This is a genomic window from Bradyrhizobium sp. USDA 3364, assembly GCF_054056355.1.
In genome coordinates, this window is record NZ_JBSRYG010000002.1 from 2435715 (window position 1) to 2459048 (window position 23334).

The following is a 23334-nucleotide window of genomic DNA, read 5'->3' on the forward strand; positions in this document are numbered from 1 at the left end:
GCGGTCAGGTTTAATGGGGTTGAGCTGTGTGTGCCGTTGAATTGATCTCAATTTGCGGCGCCGCAACAAACACTCCCTTAACCCGGCCGGGCGGCCGGGGCAACCCGGTTTGCTGCATGCTGCCGCCCGGCACAGGCCATTGACGTTGTTAAGATCCCGTTACGTGATCTCCGTCACATTTGTGTTTTGTGCCGATTCATGTAGCTTTCCAAAGGCTTGCGGGTTTGGGGAGGAGCCGGAGGAAACACCGCGGGGCGGCGGCGTTAACCGGTTCCGCGAGAAAGGGATTCATGAGCCTTCACGAGATCGCTGGCGCAGTGTGCCGGTCGCTGACCGTCAAAAAGGACGGCCCGTCGCTTTACGACGTCTGCGACCCTGTGTTGCAGGCCTATCGCGGCGGCGATGCCCATCTCGGAAAGTTCTACCGGACCGCGCTCGGCAATCCGCCGTTGCGCGCCCTGCTCCGGCGCACCGGCCTGCCCGCGCTGAAGGACCCCGACCGCCTCGCCGGCCTGCGTGCGGCGCTGACGCAAGCGCGCGACGCCGAGACGCCGGACTGGGCCGCGATCGGCGCACCCGTCGCTGACCTGATGGACGGCATCGGCGTGCGCCACCCCGCCCCGCCGGTCGCGACCCCGCCGGCGCGCCCGCCCGCGATGGCCGAGATCGACCGTGCGATCCGCAAGACCGGCGCGCACCTGCTCGGCTCGTTCGGCAAAAACGGCTTCATCCCGACCTATGCCGCCTTCAATCTGATCGGCGATGCCGACATCAGCGGGCGCGAGATGCTGATGGCGCTGACCGGGCTCAACGCGCGCGGCTACAAGAACTCGACCTTGCTGTTCAGCCTGGCGCGGATCTTCATCGCGCATTCGCCGGCGCGCGCGCTGATCAATCCGCCGTGGCGCGGCATCGCCGAGCCGATGTGGGAGCCGGTGCAGATCCGGCATCGCTCGGCCTATTACGACGCGTTCTTCACCGAGGCGCTGCTCGGCTTTGTCGAGACCGGGCTGGCGTCACCGGACGAAGCAGGCGCGGCGCGGCGTGCGATCGCCGACATGGTGGATTTCTGTCTCCAGACCAGTGCCGAGGAGGTGCCGTCGCATGACGGCTCCAACGTGAAGGTCGTCACCGCGCTGGCGCCGGGACGGCATCCACGCTTCTCGCGCTTCTTCGCCCAGATCAAGCAGGACCTGGGCTTCGGCGTCTATGTGCCCGATGTCGACACCACGGTGTGCTCGTTCTCCGCCGCCACCCAGGCCGGCTCCGACGATCCGATCCTCGCGCAGCCGCTGCTGGATCTCTTCCGCGGCTACCAGGTGCGCGCGGGCGCCAACGAGCCTGTTGTCACCGTGCCGCTCAACGATCACATCGACTATGAGGGCGGCGTCGTCACCTGGGTCGACAATCTCAGGGGCGAGCGGCCCTATGGCAACGATCTCGATCCGACGCTGAACCTCGACATCCTCGAGGTCTCGTTCCGCAACCTCGCCCGCTGGCGGATCATCGAGACGCCGCAGCGACTGGAGACGGTGCATCGCATCATCGCCTTCCAGAAGAATCTGGTCGAAAGCGGCGCGTTCAAAAATCCGCGCTCGCATATCTATTATCTGCCGGAGCTCTATTCGGCCTATTTCGGCCGCTGCTATGCCGCCTTCATCGCGCTGCCGCTGACGGCGCAGCGCATCATCGATCCCGGCAACGTGTTCGCGCTGATCCGCGCCCGCGTGCTCGGCTACGTCAAGGGCGAGCTGATCACCCATGAGATGAACCCGTTCGACGCCGCGCTGGCGCTGATGGCGCTGGCGCATCTGAACGCCGAGGTCTCGACCTTCACGCCGGCGCTGCACTGCATCGTGCAAGGCCTCGGCGAGGGCGGCCGCAAGGGACCCTACCGGGCCTATGAGTGGAACAAGATGAAGACGCCGACGCGCATCCTGGTCGGCGGGCCCGAGGTGACATCGGCCTTCGTGCTGATGGGCCTGGCGCTGGCGAAGCGACGAATGGCCGCGGTGTAATCGCGTTACTCTACCCTCCCCTGCAGGGGGAGGGTCGTATCGCATCGCGCGAAGCAAGATGCGATACGGGGTGGGTGATCTCTCAACACGGGCTCTGTTTGAATGGATAGACCTTCACCCCACCTCGGTTCGCATTGCGCTGCGCTTCATGCGACCCGATCCTCCCCCTCCAGGGGAGGATGGCGCACATCGCCGGATGACGCGAAGTTGAAACTGGCGGAAACACAACGGCACTGGCACGGTTGCCCAATTGCCCGCACAATCCTTGGGCACTGACGTTCAGACGCCGAACGCCCTTTGAACGATAAGAATCTGGCCGGGAATGCCGATGTTCAAGACGCTGCTCACTGCTGGCCTGCTGCTGTCGCTGCCGACGCTGGCCGTCGCGGCCGACATCACCGGCGTGCCGAAGATCCGCGACGGCGACCAGCTGATGATCGGCAACGTCAAGATCCGGCTCGGCGGCATCGACGCGCCGTCGACCGACCAGCTTTGTCTCAACACCAAGGGCGAGCGCTGGACCTGCGGCGTCGCCGCGCGCGACGAGCTGATCAAGCATGCCGGCCACAGAAGCTGGACCTGCCATGCGCGCTCGGTCGATCGCCGCGGCCGCACCATCGCGCGCTGCGAGGTCGACGGCGAGGACGTCCAGAAGTGGATGGTCGCGAGCGGCTGGGCGCTGGCCTATCCCCGCGCCTCGCATGACTACGAGCCGGATGAGAAGGCGGCGCGCGAAGCCAAGGCCGGGATGTGGCAGGGCGCGTTCATCGCGCCGTGGGACTGGCGCGTGCGCAACAAGAAGACCACCGTGCTCGGCGCGGTGAAGCCGCCGGAAGGTGCCAACGCCATCCTGCTCGCCTCCGCCTCCGGGCCGGTGGCGCCCTCGCCCGACTGCACCATCAAGGGCAACGTCAACCGCTCCGGCGAATGCATTTTCCACCAGCGCACCAGCCGCTGGTACGCCAAGATCGAGATGAAGATATCGAAGGGCACGCGCTGGTTCTGCTCGGTCGAGGAGGCCGAGGCCGCCGGTTGCCGCGAGACGCGGCGCTAGGGCGAGCGCGACGCACTTGTTATGGAAACGAGGGCCGTGACCGAACTCGAAATCATCCCGTCTGCGGCGCGCCCTCGCAAGCGGCTGCGCTATCTGCAGCTGCTGCTGTTCGTCCTCGCCATCTACCTGATCGCGGCCTATCTGGTGCTGCCGGCGCTGTGGACCCATTACGAGCATCAGAAGGGCCTGGCTCATCTGCCGATGGTGACCCGCACCGCGCAGGGCATTCCCGGCGATCCGATGAATGTCGGGCTGATCGGCGACACCAGGGACGTGGTCTGCGCGATGCACGAGGCCGGCTGGTTTCCGGCCGATCCGGTCACGCTGAAATCCTCGATCGAGATCGTAGGCAGCGTGCTGCTCGATCGTCCCTACAAGGATGCACCGGTGAGCAATTTGTTCTATCTCGGCCGCCGGGAGGATCTCGCCTTCGAGAAGCCGGTTGGATCGAGCGCGGATCGCCGCAACCATGTCCGGTTCTGGCGGGTGCTCGACCAGGGCGAGGAGAAACGCCCGGTGTGGCTTGGCGCTGCGACGCTCGACCGCAGCGTCGGTGTCAGCCACTACACCGGCGCAGTGACGCATCACATCTCGGCTGACCTCGACGCCGAACGCGGGCTGCTCGCCACCGACCTCGAGTCCGCCGGCATGGTCACCGCGAAGTACCAGGTGACCGGCATCGGCCCGACCTTCAACGGCCGCAATGGCGGCGGCGATCTCTATTACACCGACGGCGAAATCTGGGTGCTGCGGCTGGTCGAGGCCTGCAGCAAGAACCACGGCGCCGTCGAGCAGATCGCGAGCCCCGCCGCGACCGAGTTCAAGGACCAGGTCTGGCGTACGGTGGTCGAATCGATCGGCAAATAGCGTGGTGTCCCGCGGTTTTGGAAACGCTGGATTGCTTCCTCCGGCTCGCAATCGACCCCGCGATGGAATATCCTCCGCATCTGACCCCTCACACGCATGATTTGCGCGGTTTACCCAAAAGGAACAGGACGATGACCGTTCGCGCGGGCCGGGAATTTCTGGCCATCCCCGGGCCCACCACGATGCCTGATCAGGTGCTGCAGGCGATGCACCGCCCGGCGCTCGACATCTACTCCGCCGAGATGTTCGAATTGACGGAGAGCCTGCTGCGCGACCTCTCAAATCTGTTCGCCACCCAGGGCAAATCCTACATCTACATCTCGAACGGCCACGGCGCCTGGGAAGCGACGCTCTCCAACGTGCTGTCGCGCGGCGACAAAGTGCTGGTGCTCGAAAGCGGCCGGTTCGCGATCGGCTGGGGTCAGGCCGCGGCTGCGATGGGCGCCGAGGTCGAGGTGCTGAAGGGCGACTGGCGCCGCGCGATCCGCCCGGCCGAGGTCGAGGAGCGGCTCAAGCGCGACAGGGAGCACGAGATCAAGGCGATCCTCGCCGTGCAGGTCGATACCGCATCGGGCGCCTATAACGACATCGAGGCGATCGGCAGGGCGATCAAGGCCGCGGGCCATCCGGCGTTGTTCATGGTCGACACCGTGGCCTCGCTCGGCTGCATGCCGTTCGAGATGGACAAATGGTATGTCGACGTCGCGATGAGCGGCTCGCAGAAGGGCCTGATGACGCCGCCCGGCCTCGGCTTCGTCGCCGCCAACGACCGCGCCTGGGACGCCCACAAGAAGGCCGATCTGCGCACGCCCTACTGGGACTGGACCGAGCGCGAGGGAAGCGAGCACTACCGCAAATATGCCGGCACCGCGCCGGTGCATCTGCTGTTCGCGCTGCGCGAGGCGATCAACATGCTGCATGCCGAAGGGCTGGAGAACGCCTTCGAGCGGCACCGGCTGCTCGGCGAAGCCGTGCGTCGCGCGGTCGCGGTGTGGGGCGAGGGTCAGGTGCTCGGCTTCAACATCGCGGAACCCGCCGAGCGCTCCAACACGGTGACGACCGTCACCGTGAAGGGCGCCGATCCCGCCGCGATCCAGCGCTACGCCAAGGAGAAATGCGGCGTGGTGCTCGGCACCGGCATCGGCGACTTGCAGGGCCAGGCGTTCCGCATCGCGCATATGGGCCACGTCAACGCGCCGATGATCCTCGGCACGCTCGGCGTCGTCGAGGTGGCGCTGACCGCGCTGAACATCCCGCACGGCAAGGCCGGCGCCGACGCCGCGATCCAGTGGCTCGGCGAGAACGTGAAGGCGTAGGACTTCTGCTGTCACGGGTCCTGTCCGCGCGCGCATATGCTCACCCGTCATCCTGAGGAGGCGGCGAAGCCGCCGTCTCGAAGGATCGACGACCGCGCTCACGCCGCGAGAGAATCGGAGCACGCCGAGATAGCCGGGCCGTGCATCCTTCGAGACGCCCTTCGCGCTCCTCAGGATGACGGGAAGGGAGGTGCGCGAGACGCATTGCTCGAGACGCATCAACACTTTTCGTCGTCATCGTTTTCCGCTTTACTGCCGGCAACAGCCGGGCACTGATCCCTGCGACGATATGAGATGGAGGGATCGCTTGGCATCGGTGGAATTGCGCGGCCTGGTCAAGCGGTTTGGTTCCTTTGTCGCGGTTGATGACGTCTCGCTCACGATCGATCACGGCCGGCTGGTCTGCCTGCTCGGGCCGTCCGGCTGCGGCAAGACCACGACGCTGCGGCTGATCGCCGGGTTCCTCGAACCATCCGACGGCGAGATCCGGGTCGGCGACCGCGTGGTGTCGTCGAAGGCGCGGACGCTGCCGCCCGAGCAGCGCAACATGTCGATGATCTTCCAGAGCTACGCGCTGTGGCCGCACATGACGGTGGCCGAGAACATCGTCTATGGTCTGCGCTTGCGCAAAATGGATCGCGACACCATCGCCAAGAAGCTCGCCGCGATCCTCGCCACCACAAAGCTTGAGCCGCTCGCGCAGCGCTATCCGGGCGAGCTTTCCGGCGGCCAGCAGCAGCGCGTCGCGCTGGCGCGCGCGCTGATCGTCGGTCCCGAGACGCTGCTGCTCGACGAGCCCCTGTCCAATCTCGACGCCAATCTGCGCGAGGAGATGCGGTTCGAGATCCGCCGCCTGCACGACGAATACCGCTACACCACGGTCTACGTCACCCACGACCAGTCCGAGGCGATGACCACCGCCGACCTGATCGCGGTGATGAACGCCGGCAGGATCGACCAGCTCGGCAGCCCTGAGGACATCTATGCGCGGCCGGAATCCGAGTTCGTCGCGCGCTTCATCGGCGCGGCCAACGTGATCAAGGGCACCGCACGCGACGCGAACCATGTCGCGTTTGCCGGCGCGACGCTGGAAGTGGTCGGCGCCAGGCTAACGGCCGGCCAGAGCGCGCCGGTCGCGATCCGCCAGCATGAGATCCAACTCTCGACGCAGGCGCCCGCAGCGGCGCAGAACACGCTGAAGGCCATCGTGACGCGGCAGGTCTATCTCGGCATGAACCGCGACTACATGGTGGAAACCCCGGACGGCACGTCGCTGCGGGTTTCCACGCCGACGGAAACCGCGGTCGAGAAGGGTAGCGAGGTCTGGCTGACCCTGCCGCCCGAGCGCTGCCGCGCGCTCAGCCGGTAAACAACAAGAAACGGAGGGGCGCGATGCGGAAGCCGATTTCCAGACGCGATGTCCTGAAAAGCTCTGCGGTGCTTGCGGCCGGCACGGTGTTCGCCTCGCCGGCGCGCGCCGCGGCACCCGAGCCTGTCGCGGTCACGCCCGACCTCGTCGCGGCCGCGACCAAGGAAGGCAAGCTCGTGTTCTATTCGTCGATGGACCTGCCGGTCGGCGAAAAGCTCGGCAAGGCGTTCGAGGCCGCCTATCCCGGAATCTCGGTGCAGATCGAGCGCTCCGGTTCGGAACGGCTGTTCCAGCGCGTGGCGCAGGAGTTCGATTCCGGCATTCATGCCGCCGACGTCGTCAACAGCGCCGATGCCTCGCACTTCATCCCCTGGAAGAAGAACGGCTGGCTGATGCCGTTCGTACCCGAGGACGTCGCCAAATTTTTCCCCGACAACTACCGCGACCCGGACGGCATGGCCGTGACAACGCGGCTGTGGCTGTCGTCGATCGCCTACAACACCAATCTGGTGAAGGCGGAGGATGCACCGAAGAGCTTTGCCGACCTGCTCGATCCCAAATGGGTCGGCAAGATGGTGAAGGGCCATCCGGCCTATAGCGGCACCATCATGACCACCACGTTCCAGATCGTGCGCGAGCTCGGCTGGCCGTATCTGGAGAAGCTTTCGAAGCAGCGCGTGATGCAGGTGCAGTCCTCGACCGATCCGCCGAAGAAGCTCTCACTCGGCGAACGCGCCGTGATGGCCGACGGCAATGAATACGGCATCGTGCTGTTGAAGGAAGCCGGCCAGCCGGTCGAACCGGTCTATCCGACCGAGGGCACGCCGACGATCTCGGGACCCACCGGCATCTTTGCCGGCGCGCCGCATCCGAACGCCGCAAAACTGTTCCAGGCCTGGCTGCACAGCCGCGAGACCCAGCAATTCTTCGTCGACTTCACCGGCCAACATTCGGTGCACGCACAGGTGCAGCCGAAGGCCGGCCGGCGCAAGCTTTCCGACATCAAGCTGATGAAGGAGGATCCGGCGGGCGTGGAGGCGATGACCGAGGAGATCAAGACGCGCTATGCGCGGTTGTTCAAAGTCTAAGACCTCATGGTGAGGAGGCGCGAAGCGCCGTCTCGAACCATGCGGCCCCAACGGTGGCCTCGTCCTTCGAGACGCGCGTTCCGCGCTCCTCAGGATGAGGGGATGGAATGGATTCGCGGATAGTATGACAACCACCACCAGCTCCCCCACCCCGCGCCCCCGCATCGACTGGACCCGCCCCGTGCTGTGGCTGTTCGCCGCGGTGCTCGTCCTGCTGATCCTGCTGCCGCTGTCGTGGCTTGCGGTATTTGCCTTCACCGACAAAGCCCGCCATCCGACGCAGCAAAACTTCGTCACGCTGTTCAGCAATCCCGATTTCCTCGATCCGCTGCTGACGACCGCGATCATTGCGACCACGTCGGCGCTGATCTGCTGCATCGTCGCGGCGCCGATCAGCTGGCTGGTGTCGCGCACCGACATGCCGGGCCGGCAGACCATCCGCGCGCTGGTGACGGCCTCATTCGTGACGCCGCCGTTCCTCGGTGCGGTCGCCTGGGAATTGCTGGCGGCGCCGAATTCGGGGCTGTTGAACCAGCTCTACCGGCTGTTCGCGGGCGAGGACGCGGACGCGCTGTTCAACATCTACTCGATGACCGGGATCATCTTCGTGATCTCCTGCTACACGTTTCCGTTCGTGTTCGTGCTGGTGGCCAATGCGCTCGACACCATGCCGGGGGAGCTGGAAGACGCCTCCGCGATCCTCGGCGGCAATGCCTGGACCACGGCGCGGCGCGTGACGATCCCGCTCGCGCTCCCTGCACTGGTCGCGGGCGCGCTGATCGCCTTCCTGCAGGCGATGACGCTGTTCGGCTCGCCGGCGATCCTGGCGCTGCCGGCCGGCTTCCACACCATGACGACCAAGATCTGGAGCCTGTTCCAGTATCCGCCGAAGCTCGAGCTCGCGGCCGCCGCCGCGGTGCCGCTGCTGGTGCTGACCATCCTGCTGCTGCAGGGCCAGAAGGCGCTGCTCGGCCGGCGCGGCTATTCGGTAATCGGCGGCAAATATGGCGCGCCGCGCCGCGTCGAATTGCGCGGCTGGCGCTGGGCCGCGCTCGGCTTCTGCCTTCTGGTCCTGCTCAATCCGGTCTTCCTGCCTTACCTCGCGCTGCTCAACGCCGCGTTCTCGCCGAACGCGACCACGCTGGTGACGCCGTCGACACTGACCTTGCACAACATCGTCTTCGTGTTCACCGAGCTGTCGTCGACGCAACTTGCATTGAAGAACACCGTGATCCTGGGCACCGCGACCGCGACGATCGGCACCATCCTCGCGCTCGTCATCGCCTATGTCACGACCCGCAAGGTGATCGCGGGCCATCGCGTGCTCGGCTTCCTCGCCACCGCGCCGGTCGCGGTCCCCGGCATCGTGCTCGGTGTCGGCCTGTTCCTGAGCTACACGCGGCCGCCCTTCGTGCTCTACGGCACGCTGTGGATCCTGCTGTTGGCGTTCCTCACCATCAACCTGCCCTCGGCCTATCAGCAATTGCAGGCGGCATTCGCGACCATCCATCCCGAGCTCGAGGAGGCGAGTCGCATTCTCGGCGCGACACGATTGCAGGCACTGCGCCAGATCACGGCACCCTTGCTGCGCACTGGCGTGATCGCGACCTGGTGCTTCATCTTCATCGGCGTGATGCGGGAACTGTCGGCGGCGATCGTGCTGTTCACCTCGCAGACCAAGGTGCTGTCGGTCCTGATCTACGATCTCAACGAGGGCGGCGACCTCGCCGCGATCGCGGTGCTCGGCATCGCAATGCTGGTGATCACCTTCGCCGTGGTGCTGGCGGTGAACCAGATCCCGATGTCCGGCGGCAATGCCGGCGCGAAGCTGCGGAACGGCTGACGACGCTCACTCTCCGTCATTGCGAGGAGCGAAGCGACGACGCAATCCACGCCTCAGCAAGCGGGGAGATGGATTGCTTCGCTCCGCTCGCAATGACGGGGATAGTGAGGAGCGTCCAATCGGCTCCACCCATCTGGCAATCGCCACATTCATCCCGATATAAAGCGGAACCCCGCACCATGAGGATCGTGTGACCCAATCCACCAAGACATCGCCCCCCGTCGCGCCGCGCCGGCCGCATTCCTTCACCACCCACGGCATCACGGTGACCGACGACTATGCGTGGATCAAGGATGCCAAATGGCAGGAGGTGCTGCGCGATCCCTCGATCCTCGATCCTGATATCCGGAGCTATCTCGAGGCCGAGAACGGCTACACCGAGAGCCTGCTCGGCCATACCGATGGCTTGCAGAAGCGTCTCGTCAAGGAGATGCGCGGACGGATCAAGGAGGATGATTCCAGCGTGCCGTCGCCGGACGGCCCGTACGCCTATTTCCGCAAGTTCCGCGAGGGCGGCCAGCACGAGCTGTTCGCCCGGACGCCGCGCGACGGCGGCGAGGCGCATGTCGTGCTCGATGGCGACGCGCTGGCGAAGGACCACAAATATTTCAAGTTCGGCGGCAGCCGGCATTCCAACGATCACAGGCTCCATGCCTGGAGCGCCGACACCAAGGGTTCGGAGTATTTCTCGATCCGGGTGCGCGACTGGACAACCGGCGGCGATCTCGACGACCTCGTCGAGGAGACCGATGGCGGCGTGGTCTGGGCCGCGGATTCCAAGAGCTTCTTCTATGTCAAGCTCGACGACAATCACCGGCCGATGCAGGTGTGGCGGCACAGACTCGGCACCAGGCAGGCCGACGACCTCCTGATCTATGAGGAGCAGGATTCCGGCTGGTTCACCCACCTGCACGAGAGCGCCAGCGGCCGCTTCTGCGTGATCGCGGGCGGCGATCACGAGACCTCGGAGCAGCGGCTGATCGACCTTGCCAATCCCGACGCGCCGCCGCGTCTGGTCGCGGCGCGCGAGGAAGGCGTGCAGTATTCGATCGCCGACCGCGGCGACGAGCTGTTCATCCTGACCAATGCCGACGACGCCATCGACTTCAAGGTCGTCACCGCGCCGCTCGCCGCGCCCGAGCGCGCCAACTGGCGCGACCTGATCCCGTATCGCGAGGGCGTCTATGTGCTCGACGTCGAGCTCTATGCCGGCCACATGGTGCGGCTGGAGCGCGCCAACGCGCTGCCGGCGATCATCATCCGCGACCTCAAGAGCGGCGAGGAGCACGCGATCGCCTTCGACGAGGCGGCCTATTCGCTCGACACCATGGGCGGCTACGAGTTCGACACCACCAATCTGCGCTTTGCCTATTCGTCGATGACGACGCCGTCGGAAGTCTATGACTACGACATGGCGACGCGGACCCGGAGCTTACGCAAGCGCCAGGAGATTCCGTCCGGCCACAACCCGGCCGACTACGTCACAACGCGCATCATGGCGACGTCGCATGACGGCGCGCTTGTGCCGGTCTCGATCCTGCATCGCAAGGATTTCGTCCGCGACGGCAAGGCGCCGCTGCTGCTCTACGGCTACGGCTCCTACGGCATGGCGATGCCGGCGTCGTTTGCGGCGAACCGGCTGTCGCTGGTCGATCGCGGCTTCGTCTATGCGATCGCGCATATCCGCGGCGGCGCCGACAAGGGCTGGGGCTGGTATCTCGACGGCAAGCGCGAGAAGAAGACCAACACGTTCGACGATTTCGCCGCCGCCGGGCGTGCATTGATCGAGGCGAAGTACACCGGCGAAAAGCGCATCGTCGGCCATGGCGGCTCTGCGGGCGGCATGCTGATGGGCGCGGTCGCCAACCGCTCAGGCGAACTGTTCGCCGGCATCGTCGCCGAGGTGCCGTTCGTCGACGTGCTCAACACCATGCTCGACGACACGCTGCCGCTGACGCCGCCGGAATGGCCGGAATGGGGCAACCCGATCGAGAGCGAGAAGGATTTCCGCACCATCCTGTCCTATTCGCCCTACGACAACCTCGCGGCAAAGGACTATCCGGCGATCCTGGCGATGGGCGGGCTCACCGATCCTCGGGTCACCTATTGGGAGCCGGCAAAATGGATCGCACGGCTGCGCGCCACCATGCGCGGCGGCGGCCCGGTGCTGCTACGCACCAACATGGGCGCCGGCCACGGCGGCGCCTCCGGCCGCTTCAACCGTCTCGACGAGGTCGCGATCGTCTACGCGTTCGCGCTGTGGGCGGCCGGGATGGCGGACAAGGCGGAAGTGTAGCCTCTGTAGCGCAGCTCCCTCCGCATCGTCGTCCTGGCGAAAGCCAGGACCCATACCGCGTGATCTATCGAGCAAGGAAGTCCCAGTACCACGACGTGCAACGCAACTGCCAGTCTTCGCCAAACTCCGCCCTGTGGTTATGGTCCTGGCTTTCGCCAGGACGACGGTGGAGAGTGCCGCTACCTTCCCTTCGCCTTCCGCCAGGCCGCAAAATCCTTCAGCGTCTGCTCGTCCGTCGCCGGGTAAAGACCAAAAATGCCGCGGCCGTTCTGCACCTGCTCGGTGACGAAATCCTCGAACTCAGTCATCTCGAAGGTTTCGTTGGCGATCTCGTCGGCGAGATGCGCCGGGATCACGATGACGCCGTCGCTGTCGCCGAGGATCACGTCGCCGGGAAACACCGGCGCGTCGCCGCAGCCGATCGGGACATTGATCTCGATCGCCTGATGCAGCGTGAGGTTGGTCGGCGCACTGGGGCGATGGTGAAACGCCGGGAAGCCGAGCCGCGCGATCTCGGCGGAATCGCGGAAGCCGCCATCGGTGACGACGCCGGCGCAGCCGCGCTTCATCAGCCGCGTCACCAGGATCGCGCCGGCCGACGCCGCGCGCGCATCCTTGCGGCTGTCCATGACAAGCACCGCACCCGCCGGGCAGTCCTCGATCGCCTTGCGCTGCGGATGCGCGCGATCGCGGAACACCTCGATCGTGTTGAGGTCCTCGCGCGCCGGCATGTAGCGCAGCGTGAAGGCCTCGCCGACCATGGTCGGCTGATCCGGGCTCAGGGGATGCACGTCCTGGATCATCTGGATGCGGAAGCCGCGCTTGAACAGCGCGGTCGCGACCGTGGCGGTGGAGACGGTTTTCAGCTTGTCGCGGGTGGTGTCGCTGAGTTTTGACATGATGCTTTGTTCCCGGCTGCCATTCCGGGGCACGCGAAGCGTGAACCCGGAACGACGGTGTGATGAACTAGTAAATCGACGGCTCGCCCACCGGCTTGCCGAAACCGGTCTCGAGGAAATCGAAGTCGCAGCCTTCATTGGCCTGCTTGATGTGCTTCGAGAACATCCAGCCATAGCCGCGCTCGAAGCGCTTTTCGGGCTGCTTCCATTCCGCGCGGCGCTTGGCGAGCTCGGCCTCCGGCACGTCGAGATTGATGGTACGCGCGGCGACGTCGAGCGTGATGCGGTCGCCGTTCTTCACCAACGCCAGCGGGCCGCCGACATAGGATTCCGGCGAGACGTGCAGAATGCAGGCGCCGTAGCTGGTGCCGCTCATCCGCGCGTCCGACAGCCGCACCATGTCGCGCACGCCCTGCTTCACGAGCTTGGTCGGGATCGGCAGCATGCCCCATTCCGGCATGCCCGGGCCACCCTGCGGACCCGCATTGCGCAGGATCAGCACGTGATCGGCCGTGACGTCGAGATCGGGGTCGTCGACCGCCTTCTTCATGGACGGATAGTCGTCGAACACCAGCGCAGGGCCGGTGTGCTTGAGGAAGCGCGGATCGCAGGCGGACGGCTTGATGACGCAGCCATCGGGCGCGAGATTGCCTTTCAGCACCGCGAGCGCGCCCTCCTTGTAGATCGGGTTTTCGACGGTGCGGATGACGTCGTCATTGTGGACCTCGGCACCCGCGATGTTCTCGCCGAGCGTCTTGCCTGACACGGTCATGCAGTCGAGATGCAGATGCGGCTTGATCCGGTTCATCAGGCCGGGGAGGCCACCGGCATAAAAGAAATCCTCCATCAGATAGAAGTCGCCGCTCGGCCGCACATTGGCGATCACGGGTACCTTGCGGCTTGCCTTCTCGAAATCGTCGAGCCCGATATCCTGGCCGGCGCGGCGCGCCTGCGCGATGAGATGGATGATCGCATTGGTGGAGCAACCCATCGCCATCGCGACCGTGATCGCGTTCTCGAAGGCTTTGCGGGTCTGGATCTTCTGCGGCGTGAGATCCTCCCACACCATCTCGACGATGCGGCGGCCCGCCTCCGAGCTCATGCGGATGTGGTTGGCGTCGGCCGCCGGGATCGACGAGGCGCCGGGCAAGGTCATGCCGATCGCTTCGGCGATCGCGGTCATGGTCGAGGCGGTGCCCATCGTCATGCAGGTGCCGTAGCTGCGGGCGATGCCGGCCTCCATGTCGACCCAGTCCTTGTCGGAGATCTTTCCGGCGCGGCGCTCGTCCCAGTATTTCCAGGCATCCGAGCCGGAGCCCAGCGTCTTGCCCTTCCAGTTGCCGCGCAGCATCGGCCCCGCCGGCAGATAGATCGCCGGCAGGTTCATGCTGGTGGCCCCGAGCAGCAGCCCGGGCGTCGTCTTGTCGCAGCCGCCCATCAGCACCACGCCGTCGACCGGATGGCCGCGCAGCAGCTCCTCGGTATCCATCGCCAGCATGTTGCGGTAGAGCATCGTGGTCGGCTTCAGAAGCGATTCCGACAGCGACAGCGCCGGTAGCTCCAGCGGAAAGCCGCCGGCCATCAGCACGCCGCGCTTGACGTCGTCGACCCGGCTCTTGAAATGCATGTGGCAGGGCTGCGCGTCCGACCAGGTGTTGATGATCGCGATCACCGGCCGGTCGCGCCACTCCTCCGGCGCGTAGCCCATCTGCATCGCGCGCGATCTGTGGCCGAAGGCGCGCAAATCGTCAGGCGCAAACCAGCGCGCGCTGCGCAATTGATCCGGGGTCTTGTTCTTTTTCGTCATCGCCAGTGTCTCGATGTCATGTGTCTCGACATTGCTCGCACACGCGCGGTCCCGGCGCGCATGCCCTGCGCTTCGCATATACAGGATTTCCGGACGTGTCGTCCCGCGCGCGGCGCAGACGTGCCGTTCGCCTACGCAGACTCCGCAATAGGAAATCGGAGCGTAAACCGGCCTTGACCAGCCTTGGCTGACTTGTCCTGGCTGACCTGTCCTGGCCTACTTCTGCTGCGCCGTCATCACGATGCGGACCAGATCGGCGGCATTGCGCGCGCCGAGCTTCTTCATGATGTTGGCGCGGTGGTCCTCGATCGTGCGCGGGCTGATGCCGAGGTGACGCCCGGCCTCCTTGTTGGAGGCACCCGCGGTGAATTGCTCCAGCACCTCGCGCTCGCGCCGGGTGAGCGGCTCGCGGCCCGGAAAGTGCAGCGAGGCGATGCGCGACGCCGAGGTCTCGGCCTGGCGCCGCGTGTAGGCGTCGATCGCCTCGTTCAGGCGGCTGACGATCTCGTTGCCGCGGAACGGCTTCTCGATGAAGTCGAGCGCGCCGTTCTTGATGGCGCTGACCGCCATCGCGATGTCGCCCTGGCCGGAGATCATGAAGATCGGCGCAGGGTAATCCTCGCCATGCAGCTCGCGCAGGATATCGAGGCCGGATTTGCCGGGAATATGCACGTCGAGCAGGATGCAGGCCGGCGTCCTGGTGCGCGCCACCGCGAGCAGCGCGGCGCCGTCCGCAAAGCAGATCACCTTGTAGCCGGCGGCCGACAGGACCACGGACAGCGTCTCGCGAACGGCGGGCTCGTCGTCGACTACAAAGATTTCCCCGCGAGGAGCGCCATTCTCAACCATATGTCTCGTCCATCAGTGGTGAAGCGTGCTGCCAGACTGCACAAGAAGTAACTCGACCATCTCAATCAATGGACCCGTATTTGTACGGGACGTCCGCTTAACGCACAAGTAGCACCGCGTTCCCTAAAAGTCGGGGGCAGTGGAGAAACATGCATGGAAAATGCAGCGGCGGACGGCGTTGCGGCGTGTCTGGGCGAGGGCACTGATCCCTACAGTCTGATCATGACGAACCTGGTCGCGCTGATCGGCCATATCCAGGCGAGTCTGCGGCTGATCGAAACGGCGATTGCGCGCGAAGCATTACTGGCCGAGCAGGACGCCGCCGCCAACCTCTTCATCTCCGACGACGTTACCCCACGCTGCGTCGTGGCGTCCACCGCCCTGAATAGCCGCGATGCCGGCCTCGGCATGGCGTTTGATCGGCTGCGCGATCTGAAGGCGCCGGCGCGCGTCCTGAACTGATCCGCCGGACCGGCAACCGCCCGGCTTCTGCACGAGTTCGCAGATCGCCCTCACGACGCCAACCCCGACGGCGACGATCTGTTCCACGTATCGTTCGGATCGGCGGCAGGCGATGCCCGCCCGCAGGGTCAGGTCCTGGCGCGTCAAGCCTTTGCGTCAGGTTCTGGCGTCAGGCTCTGGCCCGCTCTTCCTCGGCAGGCGACCGCCGCTTGCTTGGCTTGCCCTTGAGGAAGCTGACGTCCATTTCGGTGCCGTTGACGCGGACCAGTTCACAGCGGCGATAGGCGAGCCCGGTCGAGGACAGCAGGAGGAAGAACTCCTTCAGGTTGAGCCCCTGAATGGAACCCTCGACCGTCAGCGACGCATCCGTATCAGAGATGGCGTTGAGCTGGCAGTCGCGCCGCCAGGTGCCGTCGATGGCCATGATGCAGACATCGACGCCCCGGCTGAAGGTGACCCGCTCAACGGATTTGCCCTCTTCGGTCATCGCTCAATATCCGACCGCCATGGCGGGCCGCGGCATGGCGAGCGCTGCCCGCACCCCGCTCGGGCGGTACAGGCCACGCCGCTCGGGAATGGGTTTGAACGTATCGGTCAGGCCAACCACGGTTTCAGCGGCGCCCAGTACCAGGAAGCCGTCGGCCTCCATCAGCCGGGCAAGACGGTTGAAGATGTTGATCTTGGTGTCCTGATCGAAATAGATCAGCACGTTGCGGCAGAAGATCACATCGAAGGTGCCGAGCTGGGAGAAATCGTGCAGCAGGTTGAGCTGACGATGCTGCACCATCGAACGCAACTCGGGATTGATCTGCCAGAGCTCGCCCGACTGCTTGAAATACTTGACCAGCATCTGGATCGGCAGCCCGCGCTGCACCTCGAACTGGCTGTAGATGCCGGCCTTCGACTTCTCCAGCACTTCCTGCGACAGATCGGTCGCGATGATCTCGACCCGCCAGCCTGCAAGCGCCGCGCCCATTTCCTTCAGGCACATCGCCAGCGAATAGGGCTCCTGGCCGGTCGAGCCGGCGGCGCACCAGATCCGGACGCTGCGACGCGCGGCGCGCGCCTTCAGCACCTCGGGCATGATGGTGTCGCGGAAATGATCGAACGGCACCTTGTCGCGGAAGAAGAAGGTCTCGTTGGTGGTCATGGCTTCGACCACCTGGACGGTGTGCGTGGTCGAGCCGGCCCTGATCTTGGCGACCAGGTCGGGGATGCCGGACAGGCCGGATTTGCGCGCCAGCGGCAGCAGGCGGCTTTCGATCAGGTACTGCTTGTCCGCGGACAGATCGAGACCGGAATGGTCCTTCAGGAGCTTACGCAGATACTCGTAGTCGGGGGGCGTCACTGGAGCCTCGCAAGGGCAAAGGGTGAAACTGGGTATTAGGCTTCGGCCGACGTATCGAGCGCCAGCAGACCCACTTCCTGGAATTTCGCGATCACGATGTCCTTGTCGAACGGCTTCATGATGTATTCGTTGGCACCGGCATGCAGCGCCCGCGAGATGTGATCGATGCCGTTCTCGGTGGTGCAGAACACGACCTTGGGCTGATCGCCGCCGGGCATGCGGCGGAGTTGCACGAGGAATTCGAAGCCGTCCATGACAGGCATGTTCCAGTCGAGCAGCACCGCGTCCGGCAGCTCGCGCTTGCAGGCCTCGAGCGCGACCGCGCCGTCCTCGGCCTCGATGACGGTGAACTCCATCCCTTCGAGAATGCGGCGCGCGATCTTCCGCACCACACCGGAATCGTCGACGACAAGACACGTCTTCATGTGTTGGCCTCCTTGTAGAATCCGCCGTCTCCGCGGCGGAAGGTTACGCTGCAGCAGCTGTTTTGGGCACCAGTTCGAGCACGCGATCGACATCGAGGACGACCATGAGCTGGCCGTCGAGGCGGTGGACGCCGCCGGCGAGCTTGGCCATGCGGGGATCGAGGTTGACGGGATTGTCCTCGCGGCTGTCGTCGGGCAGCCGCAGCACCTCGCCGATCTGGTCGATCAGCAGGCCGTAGGATTCGCCGCGCTGGTCGACGCCGACCGCCATCGGCGGCTTGCCGTCATCGGCCTTCGGCAGCCCGAGCCGGGCGCGCATGTCGACCACGGTGACGATGCGGCCGCGCAGATTGAGCACGCCGGCGATCTCGCTGGAGGCCAGCGGCACCCGCGTCAGCCGCTCCGGCATGAACACGTCCTGCACCCGCGAGATCGGCAGGCCGAACAGCTGCCCGCCGATCACGGCGGTGACGTATTCGGCCATGGCGCCTTCAGCCGTCTCGGTCTTGCTGGTCATCACTGTTACCCCTTCAAGCCCGATCAAGCCGCCCGGCGCAGTTCGGCGGTCTGTTCTTTCAGCGCCGCGATCAGTCCCGGACGATCAAATTTTGCGACGTAGTCGTGGAAGCCGGCCTGCCGGCCGCGCTCGATCGCCGCCGGCGACACCATTGCCGACAGCGCGATGATCGGCAGCTGGTTGAGATTGTGGTCGGATCGGATGTTCTCGGCGAACTCAAACCCGTTCATCTCGGGCATCTCGATGTCGGTCAGCACGACGTCGAAGCTTTGCCCCGAGCGCAGCGCGGCGAGCCCTTCCTGTGCATTCGGCGCGGTCCTGACCTTGTACCCGGCGGCCTTCAAGACCGGCGCCAGCATGTTGCGGAAGAACGCTGAGTCGTCGACCAAGAGCACCGATTGCGCCGAGGCCGAGGGACGCATCTCCTTGCGCGAGAACCAGTCGGCGAACGCCATCGGCAGGAAGTGGCCGACGTCGATCACCTCGGTGGCCTGGCCCTTGATCACGGCCGAGCCCAAAATGCCGTCCTGCGAGCCCGCGACCTCGATGTTGAGCCGCTCCTCGACGATGTCGATGATCTCGTCGACCACGAGCCCCATCGAGCGGCCGTCGTCGGCGAACACCAGGATCGGCTGCGACCCCTGGCTCTGCACCTCGACGCCGGCCATCTGCACCAGCGGCATCAGCTGCTCGCGGTACTGCACCATGTAGCGGCCGTTCGAGAGCTCGATCTTGTCGGTTGCGATCTCCTCCAGGCGGGTGACGAGGCCGAGCGGCACCGCCTTCGGCTGGCTCGATCCGGCGCGGAACACCAGGAGCGAGGTGAGCTGCTCGCCGCTCAAGGCATGGGCTGAAGCATTGTCGTCGGCCATGTCATGGGCCGAGGAGCCGGCGGCGCCGAGTGCCTTGGCGATGCCGTTGGGGTCGATGATCATGATCACGGCGCCATCGCCCAAAATGGTGTTGCCGGAGAACATGTCGATGTGCCGCAGTTTGGTGGACATCGGCTTGACCACGATCTCCTCGGTGTGGAACACGCCGTCGACCACGATGCCGAACGTCTGGCTGCCGACCTGGGTGACCACGATGAAACCGTTCTCGGCATCGCTGGTGGTCGCGCCGTCGTCGATCTTCAGGAGCTTCTTGAGATGGATCAGCGGCAGCAGCTTGTTGCGCAGGCGCAGCACTGCGGTGTCCTTGATCCGCTCGATGCGGTGCTCGGAGTTGGCGCGGGCCCGCACCAGCTCGACCACGGACAATTGAGGGATCGCAAAACGGTCGCCGCCGGCTTCCACGATCAGCGCGGAGACGATCGCCAGGGTCAGCGGGATCTTGATGGTGACGGAAGCGCCCTCGCCGGCCACGCTCTTGATGTCGATGGTGCCGCCGATCTGGTCGATATTGGTGCGCACCACGTCCATGCCGACGCCGCGGCCGGACACCGAGGTCACTTGCGCCGCGGTCGAGAAGCCCGGCGCGAAGATGAACTTGTGGATCTGGGCCTCGGTCATCTTCTCCAGCTCGGCCTCGGTGACGAGACCGTTCTGGAGTGCCTTGGCCTTGATCCGCTCGGTGTTGAGCCCGCGGCCATTGTCGGCGATGCAGATGATGATGTGGCCGCCCTCGTGATAGGCGGACAGGCGGATGGTGCCCTGCTCTCCCTTGCCGGCCGCAACCCGCTCGGCGGTGGTCTCCAGGCCATGATCGGCGGAGTTGCGCACCATGTGCGTCAACGGATCCTTGATCAGGTCGAGCACCTGGCGGTCGAGCTCGGTGTCGGCGCCGTGCATCTCCAGTTCGATCTGCTTGCCGAGTTCGCCGGAGAGGTCGCGGACGATGCGCGGCAGCTTCTGCCAGGCATTGCCGATCGGCTGCATCCGCGTCTTCATGACGCCTTCCTGCAGCTCGGCGGTGACGTTGGAGAGCCGCTGCAGCGGCACCTTGAACTCGGTGTCCTCGTTGCGTCTGCTGATCTCGAGCAGCTGGTTGCGGGTCAGCACCAGCTCGGAGACCATGGTCATGAGATGTTCGAGGGTGTCGACGTTGACGCGGATCGACTGGTTGGCGATCTTGTCGCCTTCCTGGACGTCGGTCTCGGCTGCGGTCTTGCGGGCCGGCTTCTTCGCGGTCTCGGCCGGCTCGGCTGCAGGTGCTGCGGCGGCGGGCTTCGCGACCGGCGCGGGTGTCGTCACTTCGGTCTCGGTCTCGCGGAAGGCGCGCTCGAGCTCGTCGAGCGAGACCTCGCCCGGACGCAGCGGACGCTCCAGCGTCTGCGCCACCAGCGTGCCTTCGCTCATCGCCGCCTGCACCGACGGCGCTTCGACGACGGGCACGTCGTCTTCAGCAGCAGTCGGCATCGACTGCGTCGAGCCTGACGATATCGACTGCGTCGAATCGGACATCGCCGCCATGCCATGCTCGACCATGGCTTCGAGTTGATCGATCAGGTCGCGGTCGTTGCCTTCCGGCTCGGCCTCGGTCGCCTCCAGCCCGCCCAGGATCTCCTTGATGCGGTCGATCGAGGACAGGATCAGCGTTACGGCTTCCGCCTTCACCGGCATGCCGTCGCGGAATTTGCCCATCAACGTCTCGCCGGCATGCGCCAGCGCTTCCAGCCGCGGCAGCCCGAGGAAGCCGCAGGTCCCCTTGATGGTGTGCACCAGGCGGAAAATGTTATCCAGGATCTTGGCGTTGTTCGGATCCTGCTCGAACTGCACCAGCTGGTTGTCGACCGTATCCAGGCTCTCGCTGCTCTCCGTCAGGAACTCGCGCAACAGATCGTCCATCGGAAAAGGCCCCCTCAAAGTGCTGCGGAACGGTCGCCTCGCATCGATAACTTGGCCGGCTTCACGGCGACGTTAATTTTGCCGTCCGTGCAAATACGGACGATGAAGCTCTTCAAGAAACGACGCGCCACGCCATCACGGCCGATCGCACGAGGACAGGCTCTTACCACCCGGACGGGAAAGAGGCCGTTCCACCGGTCATCGCAATTTGAACTAAATGGAATCGCGGACCGCTAAGTCCCGCGAAACATTTACCCCATGCCGATCGCCTGCATCAGAACGCGATCGCTCATTGGTTGAACCCAGCGGGATGGCTAAGCGCAGCCAAAGAAAAGGCGGCGGAGTTTCCTTCGCCCGCCTCGATAGTCGATGTCTGTCGTGGCTACGCTTAGCGGAGCAGCTGCAGCACGCTCTGCTGCGACTGGTTGGCCAGTGCCAGCGCGGACACCGCGATCGACTGGCGGGTCGACAGCGCCTGGCTGTTGGCCGCTTCCTCGTTGGTGTCGGCCAGCGTCAGGTTGGACGAGCCGGTCTGCAGCACGTTGATCAGGTTCTTCGAGAAGTCCTGGCGGATCTGCACGATCGACAGGTTCGAACCGAGGGTCGAAGCCTGGGTGCGCAGCAGGCCGCTCGCGCTGTTCAGCGTCTTCAGCGTGGCGTTGGCCGAAGCGTTGTCCACGAAGTCCGTGCCGGCGGTCAGCTTGGTCAGGTTGAGGCCGGTGGCGTCGAAGGTCACGCCCTGGATCTTCAGCGTCGAGGAGCCCGTCTCGTTGAAGGTCAGCTTGAGCTGATCGCCGTTGAGCAGGTTGATGCCGTTGTACGACGCGTCCTGGGCGGTCGTGGTGATCTGGTCCAGGATGTTGTTGTACTGGTTGACCAGGTTGGCGCGGTTCGCCAGCGCAGTCGGGTCCTGCACCGGAGCGCTGCCCGCGAGGCCGTTGAACAGCTTGCCGGCGCCGGCCGCCGTGCCGCCGATCGTGCCGATGGTCGCGGACGCAGCATCGTTGGTGGTGCTGATGGTGAGCGCACCGGCCGCACTGAGCGAGGCCTGCAGGTTGTTGGCCGCGAGCGCGGCGTTCAGGTCGTTGAGAGACTTCACCTTGCCGGCACCGGTGCCGAAGGTGATGTTGGTCGCAGTGCCGTTGCCGGTCGCGCCGATGGTCAGCGTGAGGGTGTCCAGCGGGCTCGCGCCGGCCGTGCCGTTTGCGGTCGCCGTCGCACCGGCCGGGAGGCCGAGCTGTGTCGCGTCGCCCGAGCTGAACGTACCGACCGTGAGCGAGTCCGCGGCGCCGGCGGTGTTGGTGCTGGTCAGGACCAGCTTGCCGGTGCCGTCGATCGAGGCGGCGACCTTGGCGCTGGCGCCGACCTGCGTATTGATGGCGTCGCGAACCTGGGTGGCGGAGTAGTTCGTGCCCGAGTTCAAGGTCACAGTCTGGCTGTTGATCTGGAACGTCAGGTTCGCGCCGGCCGCGGTGAGGTCGATGCCGGTATAGGCGGCGGTGCTGGTGAGGGTTGCATTGGTCGGGGTCGCGGTGCCGAGCAGGTTGTCGGCAGTCGCGCCGGGGATCACGGCGGTCGTGACCGACGACTTCGCGGAATAGCCGACTGCGGCCTGCAGGGCCTGGTTGGCGACCGACTTGGCGCTGTCGACGAGCTTCTGCAGCGAGGTGATGCCGGTGTTGGCGGCCTGCAGCACCTGCACGCCGTTGCCGATGCCGTCCAGCAGGTTGTTGATGTCGCTGGCGCGGTTGTCGAGCGACTGCGCCGTGAAGAAGTTGGTCGGATTGTCGAGAGCAGTGTTGACCTTCTTGCCGGTGGACAAGCGGTTCTGCGTGGTGGCGAGCAGGTCGGCCGTCGACTGCAGCGAAAGCAGATTTTGACGGACCGATGCCGAGAGGACGATGCCGGACATACTGATACCCTTCTGGATGAACACGATTGACGCGACGCCGTAAATTTCGCACGGCGACCGCTGCCACACTGGTCCGTCCGCGCTACCCGTTCGTTAAAGGGCTGCTCCGTACAAATACCCAGAACGGCTTTGCCGGTAATGCTACGGCGGACGGCGCAAACGCGCGACGCAGCAGCGCGCATCCGCCGCCGGATCAATGTCGCGGCGGCGAATTTGTCCACGCATTTGCGGAACTTGCGACATGCTGACATTGCCGACCGGGAGCTTCCGAAGTCCGGAACGACGATCGCGACGGCGCACGGTCAGGCACGCGTCAGAGTTAATGGAAATCAACAAATGCGAGACAATGTCGCAACCTTGTTGCCTTCGATGCTTGCCGCTCGAATCGATTCCGATCGCCGCGCAGGCCGATGCGATGCCGACCGTCTGCCCCCTAGAGGGTATAAGGTTCGCACTACAACCCTTGTGCTATTGGACA

Annotated in this window: 18 protein-coding genes; 9 read left to right on the top strand and 9 right to left on the bottom strand. The window is 65.2% G+C overall.

Annotated elements, in window-relative coordinates; all coding sequences use genetic code 11:
• Window positions 1-290: 290 nt before the first annotated feature.
• The 8 genes from ACVILL_RS11390 to ACVILL_RS11425 all read left to right on the top strand — a co-directional run bounded on the left by ACVILL_RS11390 (window position 291) and on the right by ACVILL_RS11425 (window position 11851).
• A complete protein-coding gene (locus ACVILL_RS11390; RefSeq protein WP_456729123.1) occupies window positions 291-2018 on the top strand; it encodes a hypothetical protein in 1728 nt (575 codons plus the stop codon).
• Window positions 2019-2340: 322 nt separating this feature from the next.
• Window positions 2341-3072 (top strand): thermonuclease family protein, encoded by a 732-nt coding sequence (locus ACVILL_RS11395; RefSeq protein WP_456729124.1) that lies wholly within the window; start codon window positions 2341-2343, stop codon window positions 3070-3072.
• Between the two features lie 36 nt (window positions 3073-3108).
• Window positions 3109-3939: an LssY C-terminal domain-containing protein gene (locus tag ACVILL_RS11400; RefSeq protein WP_456729125.1), complete on the top strand. Its 831-nt coding sequence runs from the start codon at window positions 3109-3111 to the stop codon at window positions 3937-3939.
• Window positions 3940-4070: 131 nt separating this feature from the next.
• A complete protein-coding gene (locus tag ACVILL_RS11405) occupies window positions 4071-5255 on the top strand; it encodes a pyridoxal-phosphate-dependent aminotransferase family protein (protein WP_456729126.1) in 1185 nt (394 codons plus the stop codon).
• Window positions 5256-5571: 316 nt separating this feature from the next.
• Window positions 5572-6624, top strand: coding sequence for an ABC transporter ATP-binding protein (locus ACVILL_RS11410; RefSeq protein WP_456734244.1), 1053 nt, complete (start codon window positions 5572-5574; stop codon window positions 6622-6624).
• A gap of 23 nt (window positions 6625-6647) precedes the next feature.
• A complete protein-coding gene (locus ACVILL_RS11415) occupies window positions 6648-7712 on the top strand; it encodes an extracellular solute-binding protein (protein ID WP_456729127.1) in 1065 nt (354 codons plus the stop codon).
• A 124-nt stretch (window positions 7713-7836) separates the two neighbouring features.
• On the top strand, window positions 7837-9555 hold the full coding sequence (locus ACVILL_RS11420; RefSeq protein WP_456729128.1) for an ABC transporter permease: 1719 nt from the start codon (window positions 7837-7839) through the stop codon (window positions 9553-9555).
• Between the two features lie 190 nt (window positions 9556-9745).
• Window positions 9746-11851 (top strand): S9 family peptidase, encoded by a 2106-nt coding sequence (locus tag ACVILL_RS11425; RefSeq protein WP_456729129.1) that lies wholly within the window; start codon window positions 9746-9748, stop codon window positions 11849-11851.
• 179 nt (window positions 11852-12030) lie between these two features.
• On the opposite strand, the gene ACVILL_RS11430 is transcribed toward ACVILL_RS11425, so the two are convergent.
• The 3 genes from ACVILL_RS11430 to ACVILL_RS11440 form a co-directional block, all read right to left on the bottom strand.
• Window positions 12031-12750, bottom strand: coding sequence for a ribonuclease activity regulator RraA (locus tag ACVILL_RS11430; protein ID WP_456729130.1), 720 nt, complete (start codon window positions 12748-12750; stop codon window positions 12031-12033).
• A gap of 67 nt (window positions 12751-12817) precedes the next feature.
• Window positions 12818-14557: an L-arabinonate dehydratase gene (araD, locus tag ACVILL_RS11435; RefSeq protein WP_456729131.1), complete on the bottom strand. Its 1740-nt coding sequence runs from the start codon at window positions 14555-14557 to the stop codon at window positions 12818-12820.
• A gap of 216 nt (window positions 14558-14773) precedes the next feature.
• The gene (locus tag ACVILL_RS11440) at window positions 14774-15406 is read right to left on the bottom strand and encodes a response regulator transcription factor (protein ID WP_456729132.1); all 633 of its coding nucleotides are present in this window, start codon (window positions 15404-15406) and stop codon (window positions 14774-14776) included.
• Between the two features lie 153 nt (window positions 15407-15559).
• Here ACVILL_RS11440 and ACVILL_RS11445 point away from each other — a divergent pair, with 153 nt between their 5' ends.
• On the top strand, window positions 15560-15868 hold the full coding sequence (locus ACVILL_RS11445; protein ID WP_456729133.1) for a hypothetical protein: 309 nt from the start codon (window positions 15560-15562) through the stop codon (window positions 15866-15868).
• A gap of 169 nt (window positions 15869-16037) precedes the next feature.
• Here the strand turns inward: ACVILL_RS11445 and ACVILL_RS11450 are convergent, their stop codons facing one another.
• From ACVILL_RS11450 to ACVILL_RS11475, 6 genes are all read right to left on the bottom strand, one after another.
• A complete protein-coding gene (locus ACVILL_RS11450) occupies window positions 16038-16355 on the bottom strand; it encodes a PilZ domain-containing protein (RefSeq protein ID WP_456729134.1) in 318 nt (105 codons plus the stop codon).
• 3 nt (window positions 16356-16358) lie between these two features.
• Window positions 16359-17216 carry a CheR family methyltransferase gene (locus ACVILL_RS11455; protein WP_456729135.1) on the bottom strand — a complete coding sequence of 286 codons (858 nt, stop codon included), beginning with the start codon at window positions 17214-17216 and terminating at the stop codon, window positions 16359-16361.
• 35 nt (window positions 17217-17251) lie between these two features.
• The gene (locus ACVILL_RS11460) at window positions 17252-17641 is read right to left on the bottom strand and encodes a response regulator (RefSeq protein ID WP_456729136.1); all 390 of its coding nucleotides are present in this window, start codon (window positions 17639-17641) and stop codon (window positions 17252-17254) included.
• Window positions 17642-17684: 43 nt separating this feature from the next.
• Window positions 17685-18158 (bottom strand): chemotaxis protein CheW, encoded by a 474-nt coding sequence (locus ACVILL_RS11465; RefSeq protein ID WP_456729137.1) that lies wholly within the window; start codon window positions 18156-18158, stop codon window positions 17685-17687.
• Window positions 18159-18181: 23 nt separating this feature from the next.
• Entirely contained in the window at window positions 18182-20944 is a 2763-nt protein-coding gene (locus ACVILL_RS11470; protein ID WP_456729138.1) for a hybrid sensor histidine kinase/response regulator, read from the bottom strand.
• A 388-nt stretch (window positions 20945-21332) separates the two neighbouring features.
• Entirely contained in the window at window positions 21333-22856 is a 1524-nt protein-coding gene (locus ACVILL_RS11475; protein ID WP_456729139.1) for a flagellin N-terminal helical domain-containing protein, read from the bottom strand.
• Window positions 22857-23334: the final 478 nt, after the last annotated feature.

What these genes read in the sequence shown, in the direction of transcription:
- ACVILL_RS11390 (WP_456729123.1), top strand. Translation starts at nt 291, where the DNA reads ATGAGCCTTCACGAGATCGCTGGCGCAGTGTGCCGGTCGCTGACCGTC.
- ACVILL_RS11395 (WP_456729124.1), top strand. Translation starts at nt 2,341, where the DNA reads ATGCCGATGTTCAAGACGCTGCTCACTGCTGGCCTGCTGCTGTCGCTG.
- ACVILL_RS11405 (WP_456729126.1), top strand. Translation starts at nt 4,071, where the DNA reads ATGACCGTTCGCGCGGGCCGGGAATTTCTGGCCATCCCCGGGCCCACC.
- ACVILL_RS11415 (WP_456729127.1), top strand. Translation starts at nt 6,648, where the DNA reads ATGCGGAAGCCGATTTCCAGACGCGATGTCCTGAAAAGCTCTGCGGTG.
- ACVILL_RS11420 (WP_456729128.1), top strand. Translation starts at nt 7,837, where the DNA reads ATGACAACCACCACCAGCTCCCCCACCCCGCGCCCCCGCATCGACTGG.
- ACVILL_RS11430 (WP_456729130.1), bottom strand. Translation starts at nt 12,750, where the DNA reads ATGTCAAAACTCAGCGACACCACCCGCGACAAGCTGAAAACCGTCTCC.
- araD (WP_456729131.1), bottom strand. Translation starts at nt 14,557, where the DNA reads ATGACGAAAAAGAACAAGACCCCGGATCAATTGCGCAGCGCGCGCTGG.
- ACVILL_RS11440 (WP_456729132.1), bottom strand. Translation starts at nt 15,406, where the DNA reads ATGGTTGAGAATGGCGCTCCTCGCGGGGAAATCTTTGTAGTCGACGAC.
- ACVILL_RS11445 (WP_456729133.1), top strand. Translation starts at nt 15,560, where the DNA reads ATGGAAAATGCAGCGGCGGACGGCGTTGCGGCGTGTCTGGGCGAGGGC.
- ACVILL_RS11450 (WP_456729134.1), bottom strand. Translation starts at nt 16,355, where the DNA reads ATGACCGAAGAGGGCAAATCCGTTGAGCGGGTCACCTTCAGCCGGGGC.
- ACVILL_RS11460 (WP_456729136.1), bottom strand. Translation starts at nt 17,641, where the DNA reads ATGAAGACGTGTCTTGTCGTCGACGATTCCGGTGTGGTGCGGAAGATC.
- ACVILL_RS11465 (WP_456729137.1), bottom strand. Translation starts at nt 18,158, where the DNA reads ATGACCAGCAAGACCGAGACGGCTGAAGGCGCCATGGCCGAATACGTC.
- ACVILL_RS11470 (WP_456729138.1), bottom strand. Translation starts at nt 20,944, where the DNA reads ATGGACGATCTGTTGCGCGAGTTCCTGACGGAGAGCAGCGAGAGCCTG.
- ACVILL_RS11475 (WP_456729139.1), bottom strand. Translation starts at nt 22,856, where the DNA reads ATGTCCGGCATCGTCCTCTCGGCATCGGTCCGTCAAAATCTGCTTTCG.